Source organism: Pedobacter sp. FW305-3-2-15-E-R2A2, assembly GCF_038446955.1.
In the GTDB taxonomy this organism is placed as follows: Bacteria; Bacteroidota; Bacteroidia; order Sphingobacteriales; family Sphingobacteriaceae; genus Pedobacter.
In genome coordinates this window covers 6,128,197-6,153,833 of the sequence record NZ_CP151803.1, presented here as the reverse complement: position 1 = coordinate 6,153,833, position 25,637 = coordinate 6,128,197, and the positions used below count along the sequence as shown (strand labels likewise).

The 25,637-nt window shown below is 39.7% G+C and carries 22 protein-coding genes; 17 read left to right on the top strand and 5 right to left on the bottom strand.

Annotation, left to right across the window (positions count from 1 at the left end):
• The first annotated feature begins 312 nt into the window (after positions 1-312).
• The gene (gene bamA / locus AAFF35_RS24815) at positions 313-2,859 is read left to right on the top strand and encodes an outer membrane protein assembly factor BamA (RefSeq protein ID WP_342329230.1); all 2,547 of its coding nucleotides are present in this window, start codon (positions 313-315) and stop codon (positions 2,857-2,859) included.
• Between the two features lie 482 nt (positions 2,860-3,341).
• Here the strand turns inward: bamA (AAFF35_RS24815) and AAFF35_RS24810 are convergent, their stop codons facing one another.
• From AAFF35_RS24810 to yihA, 4 genes are all read right to left on the bottom strand, one after another.
• On the bottom strand, positions 3,342-5,297 hold the full coding sequence (locus AAFF35_RS24810; RefSeq protein ID WP_342329229.1) for an amino acid permease: 1,956 nt from the start codon (positions 5,295-5,297) through the stop codon (positions 3,342-3,344).
• 57 nt (positions 5,298-5,354) lie between these two features.
• Positions 5,355-7,070, bottom strand: a complete 1,716-nt coding sequence (locus AAFF35_RS24805) for a M3 family oligoendopeptidase (protein ID WP_342329228.1) — start codon at positions 7,068-7,070, stop codon at positions 5,355-5,357.
• A 167-nt stretch (positions 7,071-7,237) separates the two neighbouring features.
• Complete coding sequence (locus AAFF35_RS24800; RefSeq protein WP_342329227.1) at positions 7,238-8,107, bottom strand: UbiA-like polyprenyltransferase; 870 nt, start codon at positions 8,105-8,107, stop codon at positions 7,238-7,240.
• 10 nt (positions 8,108-8,117) lie between these two features.
• On the bottom strand, positions 8,118-8,747 hold the full coding sequence (gene yihA, locus AAFF35_RS24795; protein WP_342329226.1) for a ribosome biogenesis GTP-binding protein YihA/YsxC: 630 nt from the start codon (positions 8,745-8,747) through the stop codon (positions 8,118-8,120).
• A gap of 52 nt (positions 8,748-8,799) precedes the next feature.
• Between yihA and ubiE the strand changes: the two genes are divergently transcribed.
• From ubiE to AAFF35_RS24720, 15 genes are all read left to right on the top strand, one after another.
• Positions 8,800-9,531 (top strand): bifunctional demethylmenaquinone methyltransferase/2-methoxy-6-polyprenyl-1,4-benzoquinol methylase UbiE, encoded by a 732-nt coding sequence (gene ubiE / locus AAFF35_RS24790; protein ID WP_342329225.1) that lies wholly within the window; start codon positions 8,800-8,802, stop codon positions 9,529-9,531.
• A 37-nt stretch (positions 9,532-9,568) separates the two neighbouring features.
• The gene (locus AAFF35_RS24785) at positions 9,569-10,330 is read left to right on the top strand and encodes an outer membrane beta-barrel protein (RefSeq protein WP_342329224.1); all 762 of its coding nucleotides are present in this window, start codon (positions 9,569-9,571) and stop codon (positions 10,328-10,330) included.
• A 125-nt stretch (positions 10,331-10,455) separates the two neighbouring features.
• A complete protein-coding gene (locus AAFF35_RS24780; RefSeq protein WP_342329223.1) occupies positions 10,456-11,211 on the top strand; it encodes an SDR family NAD(P)-dependent oxidoreductase in 756 nt (251 codons plus the stop codon).
• A 19-nt stretch (positions 11,212-11,230) separates the two neighbouring features.
• Entirely contained in the window at positions 11,231-11,677 is a 447-nt protein-coding gene (locus AAFF35_RS24775; RefSeq protein ID WP_342329222.1) for a GatB/YqeY domain-containing protein, read from the top strand.
• A gap of 115 nt (positions 11,678-11,792) precedes the next feature.
• The gene (locus tag AAFF35_RS24770; RefSeq protein ID WP_342329221.1) at positions 11,793-12,557 is read left to right on the top strand and encodes an alpha/beta hydrolase; all 765 of its coding nucleotides are present in this window, start codon (positions 11,793-11,795) and stop codon (positions 12,555-12,557) included.
• Complete coding sequence (locus AAFF35_RS24765) at positions 12,557-13,219, top strand: CBS domain-containing protein (RefSeq protein ID WP_342329220.1); 663 nt, start codon at positions 12,557-12,559, stop codon at positions 13,217-13,219. The genes AAFF35_RS24770 and AAFF35_RS24765 overlap by 1 nt, the downstream gene beginning before the upstream one ends.
• A 9-nt stretch (positions 13,220-13,228) precedes the next feature.
• A complete protein-coding gene (locus tag AAFF35_RS24760; RefSeq protein WP_342329219.1) occupies positions 13,229-14,110 on the top strand; it encodes an NAD kinase in 882 nt (293 codons plus the stop codon).
• A 1-nt stretch (position 14,111) separates the two neighbouring features.
• Positions 14,112-14,942 (top strand): DUF6089 family protein, encoded by an 831-nt coding sequence (locus AAFF35_RS24755; protein WP_342329218.1) that lies wholly within the window; start codon positions 14,112-14,114, stop codon positions 14,940-14,942.
• Between the two features lie 18 nt (positions 14,943-14,960).
• Complete coding sequence (locus AAFF35_RS24750) at positions 14,961-15,701, top strand: isoprenyl transferase (protein ID WP_342329217.1); 741 nt, start codon at positions 14,961-14,963, stop codon at positions 15,699-15,701.
• A gap of 113 nt (positions 15,702-15,814) precedes the next feature.
• A complete protein-coding gene (bamA, locus tag AAFF35_RS24745) occupies positions 15,815-18,313 on the top strand; it encodes an outer membrane protein assembly factor BamA (RefSeq protein ID WP_342333376.1) in 2,499 nt (832 codons plus the stop codon).
• A 14-nt stretch (positions 18,314-18,327) separates the two neighbouring features.
• A complete protein-coding gene (locus tag AAFF35_RS24740) occupies positions 18,328-18,858 on the top strand; it encodes an OmpH family outer membrane protein (RefSeq protein WP_342329216.1) in 531 nt (176 codons plus the stop codon).
• Between the two features lie 41 nt (positions 18,859-18,899).
• A complete protein-coding gene (locus AAFF35_RS24735; RefSeq protein WP_124580800.1) occupies positions 18,900-19,454 on the top strand; it encodes an OmpH family outer membrane protein in 555 nt (184 codons plus the stop codon).
• 63 nt (positions 19,455-19,517) lie between these two features.
• Positions 19,518-20,348 carry a glutamate racemase gene (murI, locus tag AAFF35_RS24730; RefSeq protein WP_342329215.1) on the top strand — a complete coding sequence of 277 codons (831 nt, stop codon included), beginning with the start codon at positions 19,518-19,520 and terminating at the stop codon, positions 20,346-20,348.
• A gap of 196 nt (positions 20,349-20,544) precedes the next feature.
• Positions 20,545-21,087 (top strand): DUF2807 domain-containing protein, encoded by a 543-nt coding sequence (locus AAFF35_RS24725; RefSeq protein WP_342329214.1) that lies wholly within the window; start codon positions 20,545-20,547, stop codon positions 21,085-21,087.
• Positions 21,088-21,304: 217 nt separating this feature from the next.
• Positions 21,305-23,206 (top strand): amidophosphoribosyltransferase, encoded by a 1,902-nt coding sequence (locus tag AAFF35_RS24720; RefSeq protein ID WP_342329213.1) that lies wholly within the window; start codon positions 21,305-21,307, stop codon positions 23,204-23,206.
• A 73-nt stretch (positions 23,207-23,279) separates the two neighbouring features.
• Here AAFF35_RS24720 and AAFF35_RS24715 read toward each other — a convergent pair whose 3' ends face one another.
• Positions 23,280-23,906, bottom strand: a complete 627-nt coding sequence (locus AAFF35_RS24715) for a LysE family transporter (protein ID WP_073232555.1) — start codon at positions 23,904-23,906, stop codon at positions 23,280-23,282.
• Between the two features lie 250 nt (positions 23,907-24,156).
• Here AAFF35_RS24715 and AAFF35_RS24710 point away from each other — a divergent pair, with 250 nt between their 5' ends.
• Positions 24,157-25,587 carry an MFS transporter gene (locus tag AAFF35_RS24710; RefSeq protein ID WP_342329212.1) on the top strand — a complete coding sequence of 477 codons (1,431 nt, stop codon included), beginning with the start codon at positions 24,157-24,159 and terminating at the stop codon, positions 25,585-25,587.
• The last annotated feature ends 50 nt before the right edge of the window (positions 25,588-25,637 follow it).

Sequence of the window (25,637 nt, the reverse complement as noted above, 5' to 3'; positions counted from 1 at the left end):
AAAATTATTAAAATTGAATCTAAAGGGCCCCATCAAGGGGCCCTTTTATATTTTATGGATTTTTTCTTATTGGTTTACTTTAGGGAAAATAATCAGGTTTGAGTTGTTGCTGTCTTAGGATGAAAATCGGATTCGGTAATGCCTGTTAAAATCTTTTTTTGCCGCCTTTTTATGAATAAACTGTATTTGTCTCTTAGCGATGAGTTGCAATTCCCTCTTAACATTCCTTAACGTTTTTTAGGCTTATTTAACATATTTTAAATTAATTTAACATATGTTAAAACTAATTTGCGATCGATTTTAAGACCGTAAATGAAAAATATATATCAACTGTTACCATTCTTGTTATTGATTGGTTTACCAGCAATGGCACAGATCCGTCCCCAGTCCAATCCTGCAACTCCTACCTTAAAAGTTAATGGCCTGGATCTGGATTATTTTAATCCCAAAGAGTATACGATCGCTGATGTGACGCTTACGGGAGCGAAATTTTTAGACAAAGATGTGATCATTACCCTTTCCAAACTGATCAAAGGCGAACGTATTGTTCTTCCTGGTGAAGCCACTGCCAATGCCCTTAAAATTCTTTGGGAACAAGGTCTGTTTGATGATGTCCAGTTGGATATTGTTAAAATTGAAGGCGATTCCGTTTTCTTTGATATTGAAGTGCTGGAACGTCCGCGTTTAAGTTTCTTTGATATTCAGGGGCTCAGCAAATCTCAAAGAACGGACATTCTGGAGAAGCTGAATGCAAAAGCGACCAAGACGATCATCAATGATAACCTGTACAATACCACTACAAGTACCATTAAAAAGTACTTATTGGAAAAGGGGTATTTCTTTACTGCAGTAACGTATAAAACCAAGGTTGATCCCAATCAGGAAAACCACATGATTTTGGAAGTTGAAATAAACAAAGGCCGTAAGGTAAAAGTTCATGAAATTAACTTTACCGGAAATCAGGCATTTTCTGATGCGAAGCTGCGTAAGTTCTTAAAAAAGACAAAGCAACAGGCATTCTATAAAATCTTTGGTTCGGGTAAATTCAATAAAGAAAAATACGAAGAAGATAAAAAAACACTGATTGCCAAAATGCAGGATAAAGGTTACCGTGATGCGGTAATTCTGAAAGACAGCATATATCAGTATAGCGATAAAGCAGTAAACATTAAGCTGGATCTTTTTGAAGGGCCTAAATACTACTTCGGAAATATTACCTGGGCTGGTAACGCAAAGTATACAAAAAAACAGCTGGAGCAAATCCTTGGCCTTGAAAAAGGGGAGGTATTCAGCGAGGAAAAACTGGAAAGGAAATTAAGAGGCAGCCCTAACAGTGATGACGTTTCCAGTTTATACCTGAACGATGGTTATTTAACTTTTAACATAGATCCTGTTCAGACGAAAGTCTATGGTGATACGGTCGATGTGGAAGTGCGCATCTTTGAAGGTCCTCAATATACCAATAACCGGATTACGGTTAAAGGAAACACCATCACCAGCGACAAGGTGGTATTGCGTGAGATACGTACCAAACCGGGAGAAAAATTCTCTAAGGAACAGGTGGTTCGCACCTTGCGTGAGATTGGGCAGATGGGGAATTTTGACGAGTCTAAAACAATGCCAGTCACTAAACCAAATGCGGCAGATGGAACAGTGGATATTGAATATGCAGTAGAAGAAAAACCTTCAGATCAGATTGAATTGTCAGGTGGTTTTGGTGGCGGTAACATCATCGGTACTTTAGGTCTTACTTTCAATAACTTCTCTTTGAAAAACCTCTTAAACGGAACTGGTTTTCAACCATTGCCCAGGGGCGACGGACAGAAGCTAAGTTTACGTGGACAGACAAATGGCAAATATTACCAATCGTATAGCTTCTCTTTCTCTGAACCATGGTTAGGCGGTAAAAAGCCAATCAGCTTCGGACTCAGTGGTTTTACTTCTATGCAGTCGATTTACAGCTCTGTGCCCAATGCAATACCAGGTAAAATCCGTTTAAATGGAGTGACGGTAAGTTTGGGTAGGAAGTTAAACTTCCCGGATAACTATTTCCAGTTAACACATGCCCTTAGTTTTCAGCAATATGTTTTGAACAATTATCCCGGATATAAGTTTAACACAGGTACAGCCTATAACATCAGTTTATCGCAGGAGTTGAGCAGGGATTCCCGGGACCATCCAGTCTTTCCTACAGGAGGCTCTTTCTTTAAATTTACGATTCAGGCAACGCCTCCATATTCCTTATTAAATAAATTGAATTATGCTACCGCATCAGATAAGCAGTTTTATAAGTTCACAGAATACCACAAATGGAAGTTTGAATCTCAATGGTTTCGTAAGGTGGCTGGTAAGTTGGTACTAAAGGCACAGGCACAGTTTGGTTTTCTTGGGTCATATAACAAAGCAGTAGGAGATCCGGCATTTGAGCGTTTTAAACTGGGTGGTGATGGTATGCAGGGATTTGATTTCCTTCAGGGATCAGAGCTGATCGCTATGCGTGGTTATGAAAATAGTGCTGTTGTCCCCATGGGGGCGAATGTAGATAACGCGCAAAAATCAGGAAGTCCAATTTTTACAAAATACATGTTAGAACTCAGATACCCTGTTATTGCCAGTCCCTCTGCTACTGCTTTCCTTGTGGCATTTGCGGAGGGTGGAAATACCTGGAATAAATTTTCTGAATTCAATCCTTTCAATGTGAAGCGTTCTGTGGGCATTGGTGCAAAAATATTTCTTCCAATATTTGGATTGCTGGGCGTCGATTATGCTTTTCCCCTTGACAAGATACCAGGACTTCCAAATAACGGACAAAAAAAATTTTCCTTCAGTATTGCCCAACAACTTGGCGGGTTTAATTAAATTTCTGCTTCAGAGCGTTCTCTTTAGTAAAGTTAAGGCTTGTGGTGTTTGTAGGATTCTGATCAAATAAAAAAGGCTCCGGGGAGGAGCCTTTATTGCTGGTCATCTAACCAGGCAATTATAGGGATAATTATAGGAGGGCAATTCAGGGATGTCCAGTGTCTTTATTGTCGATTTTGTGGGACATCGTTTTAATCTTATTATTTCTAATAAGTCTAATGTATAAATATATTTTCTAAAAAAATAATATATTGAGAAATATTCTCGAATATGATTTGAAAATAAGGTTTTTCCGGAAAGGAGTCAGGCTTTCTGATTAAGTAGGAGTAGGCGATAATGAATGGAATCTAAAGGTTCAATCGCGAGCGATTTGTTCGGTTGTTGTTCGTAGCTTCTTCGACCGTCACAGCAATAAGATGGCTTTGAGAAAATAAAAGCCCCTGATCAAAATCAGAGGCTTTAGTATAGTCGATCTTTTTGTGCTAAACAGATGGGACAGGTTGTTTCCCCAGCTTGCTATGTCTGTAACCATAAAGGAAGTAAACTACAAGACCAATAATCAGCCAGATGCCAAAACCAATCCAGTTGGAAATACCAAGTTCACACATCATGTATAAACAGCTGATTAAACCAAGTACCGGAATCAGAGACAGGTTTTTGGTAATGCAATAATAGATAATCACCAGACAGATGATCAGGAAAATCCACATTGGGATTTTATGCTTAAATAAGCCCCATCCTGATTCGTATTTTTTCTCTATGCTCACCGTAGACTGGTCCATAAAGCTTTGGTACTGGTCTTCGGACAGGTCATTAAGGTAAGCTGCAGCATCCTGATTTTCTGCCGTATTTATTTTTACTGATGAGTTTTTAATTTCGCCTTTAACCAACTCGAGTTCAGAAGCATTCAGTGAAGTAATAAAATGTACAGGCTCATATACCCTAGGCGTATTGAAGATAAAAGCATTTGTTTCTTTTTTATACTCTGTAAACCCGACAATCAGCATTCCTATAAAAACGATAGGAACAATGTATTTCGAATTGACATAAGGGGTTTTGAACTTCCCTCTTTGAATGTTTGGTTTGTTTTGCAATACCAAAACTCCTGCACATACCAATACGAAGGCGAACAATGTTCCTATAGAACAAAGGTCGGTTACGATAGTGAGGTTCATAAATAAAGAAGGAATGGCTACGACAAAACCAACCACTATAGTTGCAAAGGAAGGAGTTTGGTATTTAGGGTGGATTTTAGAAAATGATTTCGGCAATAAGCCATCACGGCTCATGCTCATCCAGATTCTAGGTTGTCCCATTTGGAAAACCAACAATACACTTGCCATTGCAAATACCGCACTCACTGCAATGATTCCACTCATCAGCTTGAGATTGATGTGATCAAAGACAAATGCCAAGGGATCTCCCACGGCTAAAAGGCTATAATTTACGATACCGGTAAGGACCAGCGCTATCGCTACATATAAGATCGTACAGATAATAATTGCCCACATCATTCCCCTTGGAAGATCGCGCTGCGGATTCTTACACTCTTCTGCAGTAGTAGAGATGGCATCAAATCCGATGTAAGCAAAGAATACCGCAGAAACTCCCTTTAGAACTCCTGAAACGCCATTAGGTGCAAAAGGATTCCAGTTGGCAGTATCTACATAGAAAATACCTACGGCCAGTACCAGCAAAATCACGGCAAGCTTTACAACTACCATGGCATTACTCGCATTTCTGGATTCTTTCATTCCTCTGTAGATTAGCCAGGTGATAAAGATGATGATTGCCAGCGCCGGCAAGTCGGCTACAATATGAAAACCTCCGATTTTAGGAGCTGTTATCCAGGCATTATTGGCAATTCTGGTGGCATCATCAAGATTGGCAAAGCTCTTTCCTGCATTCACCAATGCTTCTGCATGTTTGTGTCCATTGTAAGCAGAAAGGTAATCCATAGTTGCCCAATCGGGAACATGAATGCCTTTAATGCCTAGGGCGGGAATATTTATGGAAGAGAGGAGTCCCGTAAAATAATCCGACCAGGAAATAGCTACCGTAATATTTCCAATAGAATATTCCATAATGAGTGACCATCCAATAATCCAGGCCACCAATTCGCCGAATGCGACATAAGAGTAGGTGTAAGCGCTACCCGAAACCGGAACCATTGAGGCGAATTCTGCGTAAGCAAAGGCCGCAAAGCTACAGGCAATAGCAGTAAAAATGAATAGGAATATAACCGCAGGACCGCCATCGGCACTGGCCTTTCCAATGGTACTGAAAATTCCTGCACCAATAATTGCGGCAATTCCAAAGGCGGTAAGGTCTCTTACTCCTAGTGTTTTATGTAAAGAAGTTCCATGTTCTCCATAGCCTTTTTCTGCATCTTCTAATATTTTGGTAATAGATTTCTTTCTGAAGAGTTTTTCAAACATAGAATATTGGTTAGTTTAGTTTGTATTATTCAAACTTATAAATTTACTTCTAAACTATTAACCTAATTTCTGTAATTCGTCTTTTACAAAAGAGGCCAACTCTTCAATATAGCTTAAACTGAAGTCAAATTTAATCCCTGCCGTCTCATAAATTTCATTGATCGGTTTCGTATAGCCCAGAGAAAGTGCCGCCAGATATTGTTCCATTGCCTTTTGTGGATGCTCTTTGTAGTTCTTCCAAATGGCAATGGCACCCAATTGCGCGATCGCGTATTCTATATAATAAAAAGGAACTTCAAATAGATGAAGCTGTTTTTGCCAAAGGTTGCCAAATTCGGCTTCCTGTCCTTCCCAATTGGAGAATCCGGCACCGAAACGGGCATATATTTGCTTGAACGTCTCTTCTCTATCGGCAGCATTATGACTTGGGTTGGTATAGATCCAATGTTGAAACTGGTCGATCACCGCTACCCATGGAAGGGTTTTTAAGACATCCTGTAATTGTTCTCTTTTTGCACGAAGAAGGTCTTCCTCGTTGTCAAAATAGATGTTCCAGTTGTCCATAGAGATGAGCTCCATGCTCATTGAAGCGAGTTCAGCAACCTCAGAAGGACAGTGTTTGAAATCGTTCAGTTCCAGATGGGCTGTAAGGAAGGTATGGATCGCATGACCACCTTCATGAACCATCGTCGTTAAATCTCTAAGAGAATTGGCGGAGTTCATGAAAATAAAAGGCGCTCCGGTTTCTGCAAGCGGGTAGTTGTAGCCACCAGGTGCCTTCCCTTTTCTGCTTTCCACATCAAACAGATTATTTGCCTTCATTGTGGCCAGCATTTGACCTAGTTTCGGATCAATGGCATTAAAGCATTCAATACTTTTATCGATTAGTTCTGCTCCATTTTTAAATGGTTTTAAAGCAGCTTTTCCGGTTGTACTCACTTCTGTATCCCAGGGTTTAAGGATTTCGATTCCTAAAGCATCTGCACGTTTTTGAGCTTGTTCCTTTAAGATTGGAACGACTTGTTTTTCAATTGCTTCATGGAAATGATAACAATCCTGAGGGGTATAATCAAATCTGCCCAGTGCCTGGAACATATAATCTCTGTAATTCTCAAAGCCGGCATTTAAAGCAACCTGATGACGCATGGCTACAAGTTCATCAAACAACATGTTTAAATCGTCTTTGTCTACCAGGCGACGTTGCTGAATGGTTTCCCAAGCCTGTTGTCTGACGCTTCTATCTGTATCTTTTATGAAATTTGCCGCTTGTTCCAATGTATATTCCTGTCCGCCGATCTCTACACTCATCGCTCCCGTGACACCCTGATATTTCTGCTGGGTAACCTGTAATTTGGTCAGCAGCTCTACATTTTCTTCCCGATAGATTTCTATCGCTTTTCTGATGGCCCTGATGTAAACGAAATATTTCTCCTGATCCAGTTCATCAATAAAGGGGCTGTCGTTGAATTTTTGGTTCAGCTGATTCGCAATAGGGGAGATCTTTGGTTCGATCTCTGTGGCAAAATATTGAAAAGATTGTAGCAATTCTTCATTTGCCGTATCGCAGCTCATTTTGATGTATCTCCATGCAAAATCCTCCTCAAGTGCAGCTTCAAGCTCGCTCTTGTCTTTCAGCCATTGCTCCAGACCGGAAACATCCGCTATCGGACGTGCGAGTAATTCATTTAGAATAGGCTCCAGGTTGTCCCATTTCATTTCCAGGTCTTGGGGGATATAAGCTCTTTGTTTTGCAGGTATATTGAGATTGATCATAGATTTTTAAAAATTAAGGTAAAGCAAATATAAGGAACGGGGAGGTCGTCAGCAATCGGAAAAGACAATTGATTTTAACGAGCGGAAAAGCGATGGGTTTCCATTGGAAGCATAAAGAGCCCGTTTTCAGCTTAAAGTTGAAAACGGGCCCCTTAGATCATAATATATTAATGCAATATTGTCCTGAAAAGTACATCTGCCAGAAAGCAGACGGCAAACACGACAGACGCAAAACCGTTGGTGGTTGCAAAAGCCTTATTGACTTTACTGATGTCGTTTGGTTTTACCAGTAAATGCTGATAAATCAACATAAAGCAGAAAAATGCGACACCTATGTAGTAGAACCAGCTGAAATTATGCGGCGTAAAGAAAATCGGCAGGATCACACATAGCGCGGAGAAAACATGCAATACCACAGAAAGTCTCAATGCATTTTTAATTCCTAAAGCGGCAGGGATGGAGTGTAATTTCTCTTCCCGGTCAAAATCTTCATCCTGCAGGGCATAGATGATGTCGAAACCACTTACCCAAAACAATACCGCAAAGGAATACAATACGGGAACGATGCTGAATGCTCCGGTTACCGCGATGTATGCACCAATGGGAGCCAGAGACAGACCCAGGCCGAGTACCAGATGGCACAATGCTGTAAACCTTTTGGTATAACTATAGAACAAAACGACAAATAAGGCAACAGGCGACAGATAAAAACAAAGCGAGTTGATAAATGCAGTGGTTGCAATAAATAGAATACAGTTAATGATGACAAAGATCAGGGCTTCATTTGCAGAAACCTTTCCTGCGGGAATGTCACGCATCTGAGTACGTGGATTCTTTGCATCAATATTTCTGTCCAGATACCTGTTAAATGCCATTGCAGCATTGCGGGCAAAGACCATACACAACAGGACCGCTACCAATAACACCCAGTTGAAAGGATTATCAGTTGTCGTTACTCCCAGGAAAAATCCAATCATTGCGAAAGGAAGTGCAAAGATAGAATGGGCAAAGAGCACCAGTGAAAAATACTTCTTCATGAAAAGGATATTAAAAATCTGTATCCGGTGTTAAAATAGGCATGGCAAAGTCAAGGTTTGTCTGATCTACAAACTTTAGGATCTCTTCCCTTCCCAGGTTTTTTTCTGAGGAGGTCACAAAGCATGGAGGAATCTCTTCAAACCATCCGCCCAATGCTTTTTTAAAGGCCGCAACGTTTTGATTTGTTTTTGCTGTCGACTGCTTATCTGCTTTCGTGAAAGCCAATACGAAAGGAATCTGAATTTCTCCCATCCAGCAGCAAAACTCAAGATCTATTTTTTGAGGCTCTAAACGGCTATCTATCAATACAAAAACGCATTGTAAGCTTTCTCTTTTTGTAATGTAATTACGGATGAATTTCTCCCAGTTTTCTCTGCTGTTTTTAGAAACTTTCGCATATCCATATCCGGGTAAATCTACGATGTACCATTTTTCGTTGATTAGAAAATGGTTGATCAACTGGGTTTTCCCCGGTCTTTGAGATGTTTTTGCTAAACCATGCTGGTTTACCAGCATATTAATTAAGGAAGACTTTCCAACGTTGGAACGTCCGATGAATGCGTATTCGGGCATATTGGCTACAGGCAAAGCTGAAACCTTTGTATTACTACAAATAAATGTTGCTGATTTTATAATCATTTGACAAAGGTAGAAAATTAGTTTTCAACAATACTTATCTTTGCGCCTTACTATGAACGAAAAGATCTCCACCTCCCACTCTGCAACGGCTCCTAAAAAGGAACAAGTAGCCTCAATGTTTGATAAGATATCAGGAACTTATGATTTTTTAAACCACTTTATGTCGCTCGGAATTGATATCCTATGGCGTAAAAGGGCAATTGCTGAGCTCAAGTCCATCAAACCGCGTTTGATGCTTGATGTCGCAACAGGAACCGGAGATTTTGCTTTTGAGGCGATCAAAATTCTTAATCCTGAGAAAGTAATCGGAGTAGATATTTCTGAAGGAATGCTGGAAGTGGCCCGTAAAAAGATTAATGACCGGAATTTACACCCTGTTTTCTCTGTTCAAATGGGAGATTCAGAAGGTTTACATTTCGACGACAATCATTTTGATGCAGTAACGGTGGCCTTTGGGGTCAGGAATTATGAAAATCTGGAAAAAGGGATAAAAGATATGTACCGCGTACTTAAACCAGGTGGAAAAATAGTTATTCTTGAGTTTTCAAAACCAAGGAAGTTCCCTGTTAAACAAGGGTATAACTTTTACTTTAATTATGTAACACCGTTCTTTGGGAAGGCCTTTTCTAAAGATGCCAGCGCCTATACTTATTTACCAGAGTCTGTTGCCGCCTTTCCTGATGGAGATACGTTTAATGCGATGTTGACAAAGGTTGGTTTTAAAAACGCAAAAGACATCAGGTTGACGTTTGGCATCTGTGCGATTTATACGGGAACAAAATAAAATTTAAAATAACGGGCGAAATTGCTCAGTCATCTATATGAACATGAAACTGCTCCTTCCTTTGATGTGTCTGCTAACTGTTACAACAGTAAGGGCTCAGAATTGGGGTGGCGGGATCGATGACAATAACCTCCATTTTGGATTTACTTTTCAGTATGTTTCTTCGGAATATAAGATTTTGAAGAAAGTGGATTGGAAGGATGTTGATGTCGATCAATGGGGGCTTAATACGAATGTTCCTAAAGGGTTGAGTGCTATTTCTTCAAAACCATCCCCAGGATTTGGAATTGGATTTGTCATCAACCAAAAGATACATGAAAATGTAGATGTCCGCTTAACACCGATTTTAGTCTTTAACGACAGGATTTTAAATTACCGTTTTGAAGAGCCACCAGGTACTGGTTCCGGGCAGGCACCTATGGATGTGCAGAGAAAACTGGAAACCACTTTTGTAGACTTTCCGTTGAGTTTGAAGATCAAGTCCAATAGAAGAAACAACTTCCGGGCCTATATGATGGGAGGGGTTAAGTATACATCAGATATATCTTCCAGGAAAAAATCCGATAACAATAACGTTACCGACCCCATGGAAAAGTTTGTGAATAACCGCCGTAACTTCTTTTCTTACGAAGCCGGACTAGGAATGGACCTGTACTTTGAATATTTCAAAATGTCACCGGAAGTCAAATTGTCTTATTCTTTTGATAGTGTGAAGAAAAACGAAGCACTGCATGTGTTTTCCACTCCGATTGATAAGCTCATGTTGCGACATGTGACATTCAGTTTATTTTTTGAATGATGTGACTTGAAAAAAAGTTTTAGTTTTGTTAAGACAATACCCATCTTAAAAAGGAATAATCATAGTACCAGTGAAACCACAGTTTGATAATGGTTTCATAACCGATAAAAAATAAATATACACAGATGAAAACGGCATTAATTACAGGAGCAACTTCAGGAATCGGAGAAGCCTGCGCAGACTTATTTGCTGCACAGGGGTATCACTTAATTTTAGTGGCAAGAAGAGAAAATTTATTAAAAGAGGTGGCCAAACGCCTGGAAGATAAATATGCCATTGAAACAAAAACGCTTGTTGCCGATGTAAGGATTCACGATGATCTATCTTATGCATTGGAAACTTTACCTGCCCGATGGAAACAGGTGGATGTGCTGATCAATAACGCGGGACTAAGTCAGGGCTTAGATCCTATTGACAAAGGAAATATTTCTGATTGGGATACCATGATTGATACCAATGTTAAAGGATTGCTTTATGTGACCAAGATCGTTTCTAACTGGATGATCAGCCAAAAGTCAGGTCATATCATTAATATCGGTTCTATCGCCGGACAAGAAGTATATCCTAACGGAAATGTTTACTGTGCTACAAAACATGCAGTCGATGCCCTGAATAAAGGTATGCGCATAGATTTGTTGCCTCATGGAATAAAAGTAACGGCCATCAATCCGGGAATGGTAGAAACAGAGTTTTCTAAAGTTCGTTTTAAAGGAGATGAAGGTAGAGCAAAGAAGGTGTATGATGGCTTGGAGCCATTGGTTGCCAATGATATTGCAGAGGCGATTTGGTTTGCCGTAAGCAGGCCTGCACATGTAAATATCAACGACATGCTGATCATGCCTACTGCCCAGGCTACAGGTGCCATTATTAAAAGAAACTAAAATATTAATCGAAACAGATATGATATCAACTACAATAGATCAGGAGATTAAAAAAGCGATGCTGGCTAAAGATCAGGCGCAATTACGAGGTTTAAGAGCGATCAAGGCAGCTTTGTTGCTGGCTAAAACAGAAAAAGGATCAAGCGAAGAGATCACAGAAGAAGCGGAATCAAAGATCTTACAGAAGCTGGTGAAACAACGTCGTGAATCTGCCGACATCTATAAGCAACAGGGGCGTGAAGACCTGAGCGTGATCGAAGAAGAAGAAATTGAAGTGATCAGCCGCTTTATGCCTAAGCAATTGGAACAGGCGGAAATTGAAAGTATCATTGCTCAGATTATCAAAGATTCTGGTGCAGCTTCAGTGAAAGAAATGGGTAAAGTAATTGGCCTTGCAAACAAGGAACTTGCAGGTAAAGCGGACGGAAAACTGATCGCTGAGATCGTGAAAGCGCAATTGGCATAAAATATGCTTGAAAATTTATGTGTTTAAACCTTTTTTCAAAAAATTAATCTTTTAAATTACATTAAATTTAATTTACTCTACTAACTTAGTAGCATTACCTTACTTAACACAAAATATGAAATACGAAGTAATAGACGAAGACGGGTTTAAATATATTGAGGCTGGAAAAGGAGAACCCCTGGTATTACTTCATGGTTTAATGGGAGAGTTGAGCAACTGGGAACAGGTAATTGATCATTTTAAAGGCAATTACCATGTTTTGGTGCCTATTTTACCAATTTATGAGCTCCCTATACTTACTTTAGGTGTAAAGAGCTTATCAAAATATGTAAACAGATTTTTAAAATATAAGAAACTTAGTCAGGTCGTTTTAATTGGCAATTCATTGGGCGGACACGTGGGGCTTGTATTTACGACTTCCCACCAGGAAAACGTAAAAGCACTGGTATTGACAGGAAGCTCGGGCTTATATGAAAATGCTTTTGGCGGATCATTTCCAAGAAGAGAAAGTTATGATTATATTAGGGAAAAGGTAGAGTTTACTTTCTATGACCCTGCAGTTGCTACCAAGGAGTTGGTAGATGATGTTTATAAAAGTGTGAATGACCGTTCCAGGGTAATCCGGATTCTGGCTTTAGCCAAGTCGGCTATCCGCCACAACATGTCGAAAGACCTGTCCAGGATTACGATCCCCGTTTCTTTAATCTGGGGGAAACAGGATAAGGTAACCCCTCCTGAGGTTGCGGAAGAATTTCACGAACTATTACCTAATTCGGAATTGAATTGGGTGGATAAATGCGGACATGCACCGATGATGGAGCGTCCGGAAGCATTTAATGAATACCTGGAAAAATTTTTAAATAGAATATTACTTAAATAATGTTTGCATCTGAACTCATATCAAATTCAATTCCCCCGCTAAAGACTTCTGACTCAGTTCAGAAAGCTTTGGAGCGGATGACTGAGTTCAAGCTATACCATTTACCCATTGTAAATGAAACCCAGTTTCTGGGGCTGCTGGCAGAAGAAGAGTTGATTGAGGTAAGGGATACAGAACAGGCAATCGGCAGTTTGCCTTTGTCTATTTTAAATCCTTTTGTTTATGAAGATGCACACATCTACGACATCATCAGACTTTTTCATCAATTGCACTTATCGGTAGTTCCTGTTCTGGACTATAAAAAAAACTATTTAGGATTAATTGCTATAAATAATCTGTTAGATTATACTGCCGATATTTACGCGGTAAAAGAACCGGGGGGGATTATTGTACTGGAAATCAGTAACCGCAACAATTCCCTTTCTCACATGGCGCAGATTGTGGAAGCCGATAATGCGCAGATCCTTTCTTCTTATGTGCAGTCTTTTCCCGATTCTACAAAATTGGAAGTCACTCTAAAAATCAATAAAACTGAATTGTCGGGAATTATAGCCTCTTTTGAGCGGTATAATTACCAGGTAAAAGCTGTGTTTAACAGCACCATTTCAGATAATGGTACCGAAGACAGATATAATTCATTCATGAATTATTTAAACGTATAAAACCCATAAATGAGAACTGCAATTTACGGTAGAGAGTTCAATAATAGCGTTTTACCATATGTACAGGAAGTATTCAATGTTCTGGGCGAATCAAAAACGCCCATTCTTGTTTCCAAAGATTACCTCGACTTCATAAAAGATAAAATCAAGTTGCCTGAAGGCATTGTTGTTTTTAGTAACCATACCGAATTGGTCGGTCAGGCAGACGTCCTGATTAGCCTGGGTGGGGACGGAACGTTACTGGATACGCTATCGCTGATCCGCGATTCGGGAATCCCTGTGATCGGAATTAACTTTGGCCGACTGGGATTTTTAGCAAGTATCAATAAAGATGAGATCAGAATCGCGATCGAAGCACTTCGCAATAAAGAATATTCTCTGGATAAAAGGACTTTACTGAGTCTGGAATCAAAATTTGACCTTTTTGGTGAGGAAAACTTCGCTTTAAATGACATTACGATTCATAGAAGAGATAAGTCAGCGATGATGATCATTCATGCTTACATGAATAATGAATTTGTGAATTCTTATTGGGCAGATGGTTTGATCATTGCTACACCTACGGGCTCAACGGCTTATTCTTTAAGCTGCGGTGGCCCGATCATCTATCCGAGTTCGCAAAATTTTGTGATCACCCCAATTGCACCACATAACCTGAATGTAAGGCCAGTCATCATTCCTGATGATGTTTCGCTTACATTTGAAGTGGAGGCCAGAAGTGCAAAATTCCTGGTTTCCTGCGATTCAAGAACAGAAACGGTAGACCGTTCTGTAAAGTTGACCTTAAATAAAGCCGCCTTTCATGTAAATCTGATCAGGCTGAACAATGAAAGTTACCTCACCACGTTAAGAAATAAACTACTTTGGGGTATTGATACCCGCAATTATTAAGATGCGATACGGAACAAGGCTTTTCTGTTTTTTTGCGATCTCTTTCATTGGACTTAACGCTGCTGCTCAAACAATGGAGCTCGGCGTGGTCGGTGGAGCTGCAGGATATATGGGCGACCTGAACCAGACAAAACCTTTAAAAATTAGCGGAATGTCTGCCGGAGCTTATGTAAAGATGAATTTTGATCCTTACTGGGCCCTTGGTATCCATTACAATTTCGGTAAAATCAAAGCAAATGACCTGAGTTCTGACAATGCTCAATTTAGAGATAGGGGTCTTAATTTTAAGACTTCTCTGAATGAAATCAGCCTGCAGGTTGATTTTAACTTCTTAGAGTATTTTGCCGGCGGAGGAACGAAAAGGTTTACGCCTTATATATTCACGGGAATAGGAGGGGTTTTCTTTAGCCCAAAAGGATATTATCCGCATGTTGCCGAGTTGGGCGATCAGGAGTATAACCTGAGATTTTACAGAACAGAGGGGCAAACCGAACCTTATAAAAATTACGCGCTGACGGTTCCTTATGGGATCGGTTTTAAAACAAGATTAAAGGAAAACTGGGGGTTGTTTTCGCAGATTGGCTATAGAACAGCATTCAGCGATTATCTGGATGATGTAAGTGGAAAATATCCAGGTATTGATCATCCGCCTGCTGATGGAAACAGAGGGTTAACGCTTTCAGATCCCAACAGAGGTCCCTTAGCATCAGGCACTCCCCCAAGAACTCTTTCAGGGACCCAAAGAGGCGATTTTAGAAAAAGAGATACCTATATGTTTGTAGGTATTGGCATATCTTATACCTTTGTGTCCCAAAAATGTTATACATTTTAAGCATATTTGCAATTATAAATGGGATTTAAAGAACAAATTGACGTTACACGCCTGCCTGAGCACATCGCAATCATCATGGATGGAAATGGGAGATGGGCAAAAAATCAAGGCAAATTCAGGCACTTTGGCCATGAAAGTGGGGTGTTATCTGTAAAAGATATCGTAGAAGGTTGCGCAGATATAGGGATTAAATACTTGACTGTATATGCTTTTTCTACCGAAAACTGGAATAGGCCCATAGAGGAAGTAAATGCTTTGATGGAGCTGCTGATCTCGACCATTAATCAGGAAACCGCAACGCTTAATAAGAATAACATCAGACTTAACGCCATCGGGGATATCTCTTCTCTTCCACAAAAATGTATTGACGACCTGAAAAGTGCGATGGATAACACTGCAAAAAATACGCGTTGTACCCTGACACTTGCTTTGAGCTATAGCGCGAAATGGGAAATCATTGAAGCGGCAAAGAAATTGGCTCAAAAAATTAAAGATCAGGAAATTAATATTGATGAAATCAATGAAAATACTTTTTCAGCCCAGCTGACGACGACCAATATTCCCGATCCTGAACTCATGATCAGGACGAGTGGCGAACATAGGATCAGCAATTTTCTGTTGTGGCAGATGGCTTATACCGAACTGTATTTTACCGATACTTTGTGGCCTGACTTTAGAAGGGAAGACCTTTTTGAAGCAATTGTAGACTACCAAAAGCGCGAACGCCGCTTCGGTAAAATTAGTGAACAGTTGAACTAATTTTACTTTTAACACTTTTTAACATGTGTTTAAATTAACTTAGCATCGATTTTTAGATTTAAATGAAAAGAATATATCAACTCATATTGTTGTTATTGATTGGTTTACCAACAATGGCACAGATCCGTCCCCAGTCCAATCCTGCAACTCCTACATTAAAAGTTAATGGCCTGGATCTGGATTATTTTAATCCCAAAGAGTATACGATCGCTGATGTGACGCTTACGGGAGCGAAATTTTTAGACAAAGATGTGATCATTACCCTTTCCAAACTGATCAAAGGCGAACGTATTGTTCTTCCTGGTGAAGCCACTGCCAATGCCATTAAAATTCTTTGGGAACAAGGTCTGTTTGATGATGTCCAGTTGGATATTGTTAAAATTGAAGGCGATTCCGTTTTCTTCGATATTGAAGTGGTGGAACGTCCGCGTTTGAGCTCTTTTGATATTCAGGGAGTCAGTAAATCTCAAAGAACAGATATTTTGGAGAAGCTGAATGCAAAAGCGACCAAGACGATCATCAATGATAACCTGTACAATACCACTACAAGTACCATTAAAAAGTACTTATTGGAAAAGGGGTATTTCTTTACTGCAGTAACGTATAAAACAAAGGTTGATCCCAATCAGGAAAATCACGTCATCCTGGAAGTTAATGTAGACAAAGGCCGTAAGGTAAAAGTTCATGAAATTAACTTTACCGGAAATCAGGCATTTTCTGATGCGAAACTGCGTAAGTTCTTAAAAAAGACAAAGCAACAGGCATTCTATAAAATCTTTGGTTCGGGTAAATTCAATAAAGAAAAATACGAAGAAGATAAAAAAACGCTGATTGCCAAAATGCAGGATAAAGGTTACCGTGATGCGGTAATTCTGAAAGACAGCGTGTATCAGTATAGCGAAAAAGCGGTTGGCATTAAGCTGGACCTGTTCGAAGGACCTAAATATTATTTCGGAAATATCACCTGGGCAGGTAATGCAAAGTATGCAGGAAAAGATTTGGAACGAATCCTCGGCCTTGAAAAAGGAGAGGTATTCAGCGAGGAAAAACTTGAGAAGAAATTAAGAGGCAGCCCTAACAGTGATGACGTTTCCAGTTTATACCTGAATGATGGTTATTTGACTTTTAACGTTGATCCGGTTCAGACTAAAATCTATGGTGATACAGTTGATGTGGAAGTGCGCATCTATGAGGGGCCTCAGTATACCAATAACAGGATTACGGTTAAAGGAAATACCATCACAAACGATAGAGTTGTATTGCGTGATGTACGTACTAAACCGGGAGATAAATTCTCTAAAGATCTATTGATCCGTACCGTTCGTGAGATCGGACAAATGGGTAACTTTGATGAGTCTAAAACAGTACCTACGCCTAAGCCAAATCCGGCAGATGGAACAGTGGATATTGAATACGCCGTAGAAGAAAAACCTTCAGATCAGATTGAATTGTCAGGTGGTTTTGGTGGTGGTAACATCATCGGTACTTTAGGTCTTACTTTCAATAACTTCTCTTTGAAAAACCTGTTTAACGGGAGTGCTTATAAACCATTGCCAAAAGGTGACGGACAGAAGCTAAGCTTACGTGGACAGACAAACGGTAAATACTATCAGTCTTATAGTTTCTCTTTCTCTGAGCCATGGTTAGGTGGTAAAAAGCCAGTTAGTTTTGGAGTGAGTGCATTCACCTCATTACAGTCTAACGGACTAAAAGAAAATGACAGCCGCGGACAACAACAAAGAATTCGCTTAAACGGGGTAACAGTAAGTTTGGGTAGAAAGTTGAACTTCCCGGATAACTATTTCCAGTTGAGCCATGCTTTAAGTTTCCAGCAATATGTTTTGAACAACTATTCCGGATATAAATTTAGTACAGGTACTTCTTACAACATCAGTTTAGCACAGGAGTTGAGCAGGGATTCAAGAGATTCCCCAATCTTCCCTACTGGTGGTTCATTCTTTAAATTTACGATTCAGGCAACGCCTCCTTATTCCTTGTTGAATAAGTTGAACTATGCTACTGCACCAGATAAAGAATTCTATAAATTCACGGAATACCACAAATGGAAATTTGAATCTCAATGGTTCCATAGATTAGCGGGCAAGTTTGTTGTAAAAGCACAGGCACAGTTTGGTTTCCTTGGGTCATATAACAAAGCAGTAGGAGATCCGGCATTTGAGCGTTTCAAACTAGGTGGTGATGGTATGCAGGGATTTGACTTCCTTCAGGGATCTGAGTTGATTGCCATGCGTGGTTACTCTAACAGTGCGGTGATTCCTAATGGTTCGAATGTAAGGATTGCACAACAATCAGGAAGTCCGATCTTCACCAAGTATATGTTGGAATTAAGATACCCGGTTATTGCCAGTCAGTCGGCTACGGCCTTCCTTGTGGCATTTGCTGAAGGTGGTAATACCTGGAACAAGTTCTCTGAATATAATCCTTTTAACGTTAGACGCTCTGCCGGTTTTGGTGCAAAGATATTTTTACCGATATTTGGTTTATTGGGAATTGATTACGCGATTCCTTTTGATAAGATTCCTGGAGTTGAGAATGGAGGAAAGCAAAACTTTACTTTCAGTATCGCACAGCAGTTAGGTGGATTTAACTAATTAAAAACAGACGAATGAAAAAATATCTTTTAATATGCTTCCTGAGTTTTACCTGCATGGGAGCCTTTGCTCAGAAATTTGCCTACGTGGATACTGAATATATCTTGAAACATCTTCCGGAATATAAATCAGCTTTAACTCAGCTCACTGCCTTATCTAATCAATGGCAGGGACAGGTGGATCAAAACTTTGTAGAGATCGACAAGATGTACAAAGCTTATCAGGCTGATCAGGTTTTATTAACCGCAGACATGCGCAAAAGAAGAGAAAACGATATCATCGAAAAAGAGAAAGCGGCGAAAGATTTTCAACGTAATATCTTTGGTCCTGATGGAGAGCTTTTCAAATCGCGCACTAAACTATTGAACCCGATTCAGGAAAAAGTAACAAAGACCATCAGTGAAGTTGCTAAAGCTAAACTTTTTGATTTCATCTTCGATAAAAGTAGTGAGTCGACCATGATGATTTATGCCAGCAGTAATTATGATGTAAGTAATGACGTGATCAGGCTACTTGGATTTAAACCAGGTTCAACTTTAAAATAACATATACAAATAAGTAAAAACAATTATTAAGATAAATAGAAATGAGAAAGTCAATTAACGCATTTTTTGTAGCAGCGGGGTTATTGTTTACTGCCAACATTGCAAATGCACAACAAAAATTCGCACATTTAAATTCAGCAGTGATTATTGAAGCAATGCCGGAAGTTAAAGCAGCAAGAACAGCATTGGAAGCTTTTGGAAAAACCAAACAAGCTGATGTTGAGAAAATGATCTCTGAGTACCAGGTTAAACTGAAAGCAGCAGAAGATAAACAAAAGTCGTTGAGTGAAGCAAACAAAGAAACTGTAGGTAAAGAGTTACAAGCTATGGGTGCTGACTTGCAGGATCTTCAAAAACGTATCGAAGATGCAAGAGCTAAAGCTCAACAGGAAATGGAAGCTAAAAATGCAGAATTGTTTAATCCTATCCAGGTAAAAGCTGATGCTGCAATTAAAGCGGTTTCTAAAGAAAAAGGTTTTGCTTATGTATTTGATACTGCAAACCAGGCTTTAGTATATTGGGATGGTGGTGATGACATCACTGCAGCCGTTAAAACTAAATTGGGCATCACTGCAACTGCAGCTCCTAAGAAATAATTAGAATTAAAATATTTAAATTGCGGGATTGAGTGATAAAACTCAATCCCGCTTTTTTTTATAATGAATATTGGACAATCTATTGGCGTTTTTGATTCTGGTTATGGTGGTTTAACAGTGTTTAAATCTATTGCTGAAAAGTTACCTCAATACAATTATATCTATCTGGGCGATAACGCCCGGTCTCCCTATGGAGATCATTCTTACGAAACGATTTATCAGTATACACTAGACTGTGTGGAATGGCTTTTTGCTCAGGGTTGTCCCCTGGTGATTCTTGCCTGTAATACGGCTTCCGCAAAGGCTTTACGCAGCATCCAGCAGAAGGTGCTCCCGGTAAAGTATCCGAATCATCGGGTGCTGGGCGTAATCAGGCCAACGGCAGAAGTAGTGGGGGACTTTAGCAGGAGCAAAACTATTGGTGTAATGGGGACCAGGGGAACGGTCAATTCTTTGTCTTACCCCATGGAGATTGCTAAGTTTTTTCCGGAATTGAAAGTCTTGCAGCAAAGTTGTCCGATGTGGGTGCCTTTGATTGAGAATAATGAACACCTGAATCCGGGAGCCGATTATTTTGTAGATAAGTACCTGAAAGAACTGTTGGAAAAGGATGCCGATATTGATTGTATTCTGTTGGCTTGTACGCACTATCCACTGCTGATTCCAAAGCTTAAAGCCATGCTTCCAGAGGGCATTCAATTATTGGGGCAGGCAGATATTGTTGCCGATAGCCTGGATACCTATTTAAAAAAACATCCGGAGATCGCGATAAAGATTGCGCATGGCGGAGAAAAACACTTCTATACTTCTGGCGACCGGCAGGTCTTTGATCAGCATGCTTCCATCTTCTTTGGAGCGGAAATCGAATCTGAACAGATGCACCTTCAAATCTAAATACTTACCAGCCCCTGTCCAGGGGCTTTTTTTTGCGCTATTATTTTTTGTCTGTTGGTCGAATAGTAATGGCAGTTGGTCGACTGTTACTGCGGCATGGTCTAATGTGCCAAAAAACGCTGAAACGTTTCCTGTGGGATGGCGTCTTATCTACAAAACAACAAATAAATAATTAAAAACTTAAAATATAAAAGATATGAAAACTGCCATCAAAACCCTATTCGCTTCAGCTTTAACTGCTATCGTTTTAACTTCTTCAGCCTTCAGTACTTTCGCTAAAGACACCACACCTGTAAGCGCATCTGCTAAAGTAAAATTCAATAAAGTAGTGGTAACCGGAAATGCCAAAGTGGTATTGGTACAGGCAAAATCAGAAAGCATCACTACGAATGAAGAGCTGACTGCAAATACTACCGTTCAACAAAAAGGATATACTTTGTACATCAACTCTACTGAGCAAAGTCCTGCAACGATCTATATCTCTGTAAAAGACCTGCAAAGAATTGACGCTGCCAACACAGCTGAGGTAAAAACCAATGGTAACTTTGACCTTGCCGTTCTTCAGATCTTTTTAAAAGATGGTGCTAAAGCAAATGTAAATGCAAAAGTTGGTAGCCTTTATACCGACATGAAAGACCAGTCAGATTTGAAATTAAGCGGTTCATCTGCAGAACACAACCTGGTTAGAAATGATGTTTCTAAATTAAACCTGAATGATTTTGTAATTGCCAAACTATAAAAGACACCAAGCCATCGATAAGGAAGGAACAAAAATCCTTTCCGCAAGAAACCGCTCATCCAGATGTGCGGTTTTTTGTGTTTAATTGTCTGTTTTTATACTGCTAAACGGTTTAAATGATGTTTGAACATTTGAATATAATCTTTATGAAAGATTCCATTTCTTTCTAGGTTCTAATTATTATTAACGGTAAATTTGCGGCTCAAATCACACACCAATGAGCGACTCGATCAAGCATGAATGCGGAATAGCCTTTATCCGTCTTTTAAAACCTCTCTCATACTACCAGGAAAAATACGGTACAGCACTCTGGGGACTGAATAAGCTTTATCTTTTGATGGAAAAGCAACACAACCGCGGACAGGATGGAGCCGGTATTGCCACCATTAAACTTGATGTTAAACCAGGACACCGCTACATCAGCAGGTACAGGTCTATGGCACAAAATGCAGTTGCAGACATTTTTGGATATGTACAAAGCAAATTTGTAGACATCCAGAATGAAACACCTGAATTAATGCAGGATGCTGAATGGCTAAAATCCAATGTTAGTTTTATCGGGGAAGTTTTATTAGGTCACCTTCGATATGGTACCCATGGTCAGAACAGTATTGAAAACTGCCACCCATTTTTGCGCCAGAACAACTGGATGACCCGTAACCTGGTGATTGCAGGTAACTTCAACATGACGAATGTGGAAGAGCTGCTGGAGCAATTGTATGAGCTTGGACAACATCCAAAAGAAAAAGCAGATACGGTTACTGTCCTTGAAAAAATTGGTCATTTCCTTGACGATGAAAATCAGGAACTTTTTGATGCTTACAAGAAAGAAGGACTGGATAACGTAGAAATTACCCATAAAATCTCTGAAGGTTTAGACATCGCCAAGATCTTACGTCGCTCAGCGAAAAACTGGGATGGTGGATATGCAATCTCCGGAATCGTTGGTAATGGTGATGCTTTTGTACTTCGTGATCCTTCGGGAATACGTCCTGCATTTTACTATGCTGATGATGAAATCGTAGTTGCTGCTTCAGAAAGACCAGCAATTCAGACGGCCTTCAACATTCCATTCAAAGATGTTAAAGAAATCGAACCGGGACATGCTTTAATCGTTAAGAAAAGCGGTAAAGTTACTCAGGAAGTATTCAGAGATCCTCAGGAAAAAAGAGCTTGCTCATTTGAACGCATTTACTTCTCCAGAGGAAGTGATGCTGATATTTATAAAGAAAGAAAACAGTTAGGTGCCTTATTGTGCGATCAGATCCTGAAAGCAGTCAGTGCAGACCTTAAAAATACCGTATTCTCTTTTATCCCGAATACTGCTGAAGTATCTTTCTACGGAATGGTGGAAGGATTGCACAGCTATATCAGAGGGGTTCAAAAAGATACCTTACTGAACCGTAAAGAACAACTGAACGATCAGGAGCTGGATGAATTGCTTTCTATGAACCCAAGAGTAGAAAAGCTGGCTATTAAAGATGTGAAATTAAGAACATTCATTACCCAGGATGCCGACAGGCAGGATATGGTAGCGCATGTTTATGACACTACTTATGGTATCATCAAGAACAATACAGATACCTTAGTGGCGATAGATGATTCTATCGTAAGGGGAACAACTTTAAAGCAAAGTATCATTAAGATCATTGACAGGTTGCATCCTAAGAAGATCATTATTGTTTCTTCTGCTCCTCAGATCCGTTACCCGGATTGCTATGGTATTGATATGTCTAAAATGGGACAGTTTGTTGCTTTTGAAGCGGCCATCCAATTGTTAAAGGAACGCGGAATGGAACACATCATTGAAGAAGTTTACCAGAAATGTAAAGCTTCCCTGTTGTTGCCTAAAGAACAGATTGTAAATCACGTGAAAGACATTTACAGACCTTTTACTCAGGAAGAGATCTCTGCTCAGATTACCAAAATCATTACTCCTGCAAACATTAACGCAGAAGTAGAGGTAATTTACCAGACTTTAGATAACTTACATGTGGCTTGTCCGGATCATACCGGCGATTGGTATTTCTCCGGAAACTACCCAACCCCAGGTGGAAACAAAGTTGTCATCAAGGCTTTTGTAAACTGGAAAGAAGGAAACAACCAGAGAGCTTACTAGAATAAAGCTTATAAAATATAATCCCCGCTATAGTAAAGGCTATAGCGGGGATTTTTGTTTAAAGATCTGATGACTACTTGTAATGCTTGAGGATGACCTCTACAAATAACCTGATTGCAAAGATGATGATCACCGCACCGGCGATTCTGTTCAGGTTCTGAATGGTCTTCTCTTTGATTCTATACCTTAACTTGGCCGCATAATAAGTCTTTATCCCATCTACAGAAAGCTGGGTGGCCATGGCAATAATAAAGAATACAATCTTTTCTGCCATCGTATAATGAAGCTGTACGGATATGATCCCTCCAACCATTACCCAAAACATAAGGGTAGTAGGAGATAAGAGGCACATTAAAAAACCTTTTAGAATATAACCGCGTTTTCTGACTTTGGCGATCTCAGAGATATCGTAACTCACTTTTACTTTATTGAAAAGGTAGTACACCCCTATCCCAAATAAGAAAAGACCTCCAACGATGCCTATATATTGAAAATACTCCGATTTATAATCTACAAACTGCGCACTGAAGATGGTGAGCGTAATAAATATGATGTCACTAAAAATCACCCCCACAGCAAGCGAAAATCCCGCTTTAAAACCTTTCTCAATGCTGGTTTTTATCATGGAAAAGAAAACAGGTCCCGTTAAAAAGGAGAATAAAATACCTGCACCTATTCCTTGTAATATTGCTTCAAACATTCACCTAAACATATAAAATTACGCTAATATGCAATTTTATGAATAAAATTGACCCTATTATAATTAGTTTATTTTACAGGTGACTTCAATTACAAGGCCAGCTTTAATTTTGTTTATCGCTGATTCTCAAATTTGTGTCTGCGATGACCATACCAATTTGGAAATGACGGAACATCATTGTGTAAATTATACACTTTACAAAGCAGTTTTTTTTATTTATGTTTAACCCCAGTATAAACCAATTATAAATATGATTGCAGAAAATTCTCAAACAAAGTGGGGACAGTTCATTCCTTTAGTTACCGTGTTCTTTTTTTGGGGCTTTGTAGCGGCGAGTAATGATATCCTGATTCCAGTATTTCAAAAAGCTTTCCATTTAACACAAAGTCAAAGTCAATGGGTATCCTTAGCTTTTTATATCGCTTATACCGTGGGGTCATTGATCTATATGGGCGTCTCTATTTTAATCAAAAAAGATCTTGTCAATAAAATCGGATACAAAAATGGTCTTGCATTGGGCTTATGTATTTCTGCAGTTGGAACCTTATTGTTTTATCCCGCGGCAAATTATGGTTCATTTCCATTAATGCTGTCTGGTTTGTTTATTGTTGCATTGGGATTTTCCTTACAGCAAACGGTAGCAAATCCCCTGGCCATTGCCTTAGGTCCTATTAAAACAGGATCTCAGCGTTTAACGCTTGCTGGTGGGATCAATAACTTTGGAACGACCATCGGACCGCTAATTGTAAGTTTTGCAATTTTTGGATCTGCAGGCAGCAGCGACATCAGCATTGAAAGTGTTAAAATACCTTATCTGATCCTGGGTGTAGCCTTCCTCGCAGTGGCGATCTTCTTAAAATTATCCCCACTTCCGGACAGACCAGCTTTGGTAGAAGAGTCGGCGGATGATGCCGGAGCGTCCAGAAGTTCTGCACTTAAATACCCTCAGTTGGTGTTGGGTATGATTGCCATCTTTGTTTATGTAGGTGTTGAGGTGTCTACAGCAAGTAACCTGCCTGCTTATATGGAAAAAGAATTGGGTTTTGCCTTGAAAGATGTAGCCCCATACATTTCTCTATACTGGGCGAGTATGATGATTGGTCGCTGGACAGGTGCGGTAGAAGCATTTACTGATAATGTACAGGTTCAGAAGATCCTGAGATTTGTGGCCCCTTATTTAGCTTTTGGTATTTTCTTAGGCGTTAATGCGATTGCAAAACATGATTTAGCTCCTTTTTATGTATATGGCTGGATCATTCTTGTGTTAATTGCTGCTGATATGCTGAGTAAAGGAAATCCTGCACGTATGTTGCTGATCTTTGCTACTATTGGTATCATTGCTTTATTGATCGGTATGTTTACAACAGGCATGGTCAGCGTTTACGCCATCACCAGTGTAGGTTTGTTCTGTAGCACATTATGGCCTTGTATCTTTACCCTTGCGGTGAGCGGACTGGGTAAAAATACCAGTCAGGGAAGTAGCTTCCTGATCATGATGATCATGGGCGGTGGTATCATGAGCTGGGTTCAGGGCTATGTATCAGAATTTATTGGCATTCAAAATAGTTATATTGTCGGAATTCTTTGTTTTGCATACCTGGTATTTTATGCCTGGAAAGTGAGTGGAATTCTTAGGGCTCAGGGCATCTCTTTCGATAAGAAGATTTCAGGAGGCCATTAATCCTATTAAAAAACAGAAAAAGCTTCTCATTTATTTAATGAGAAGCTTTT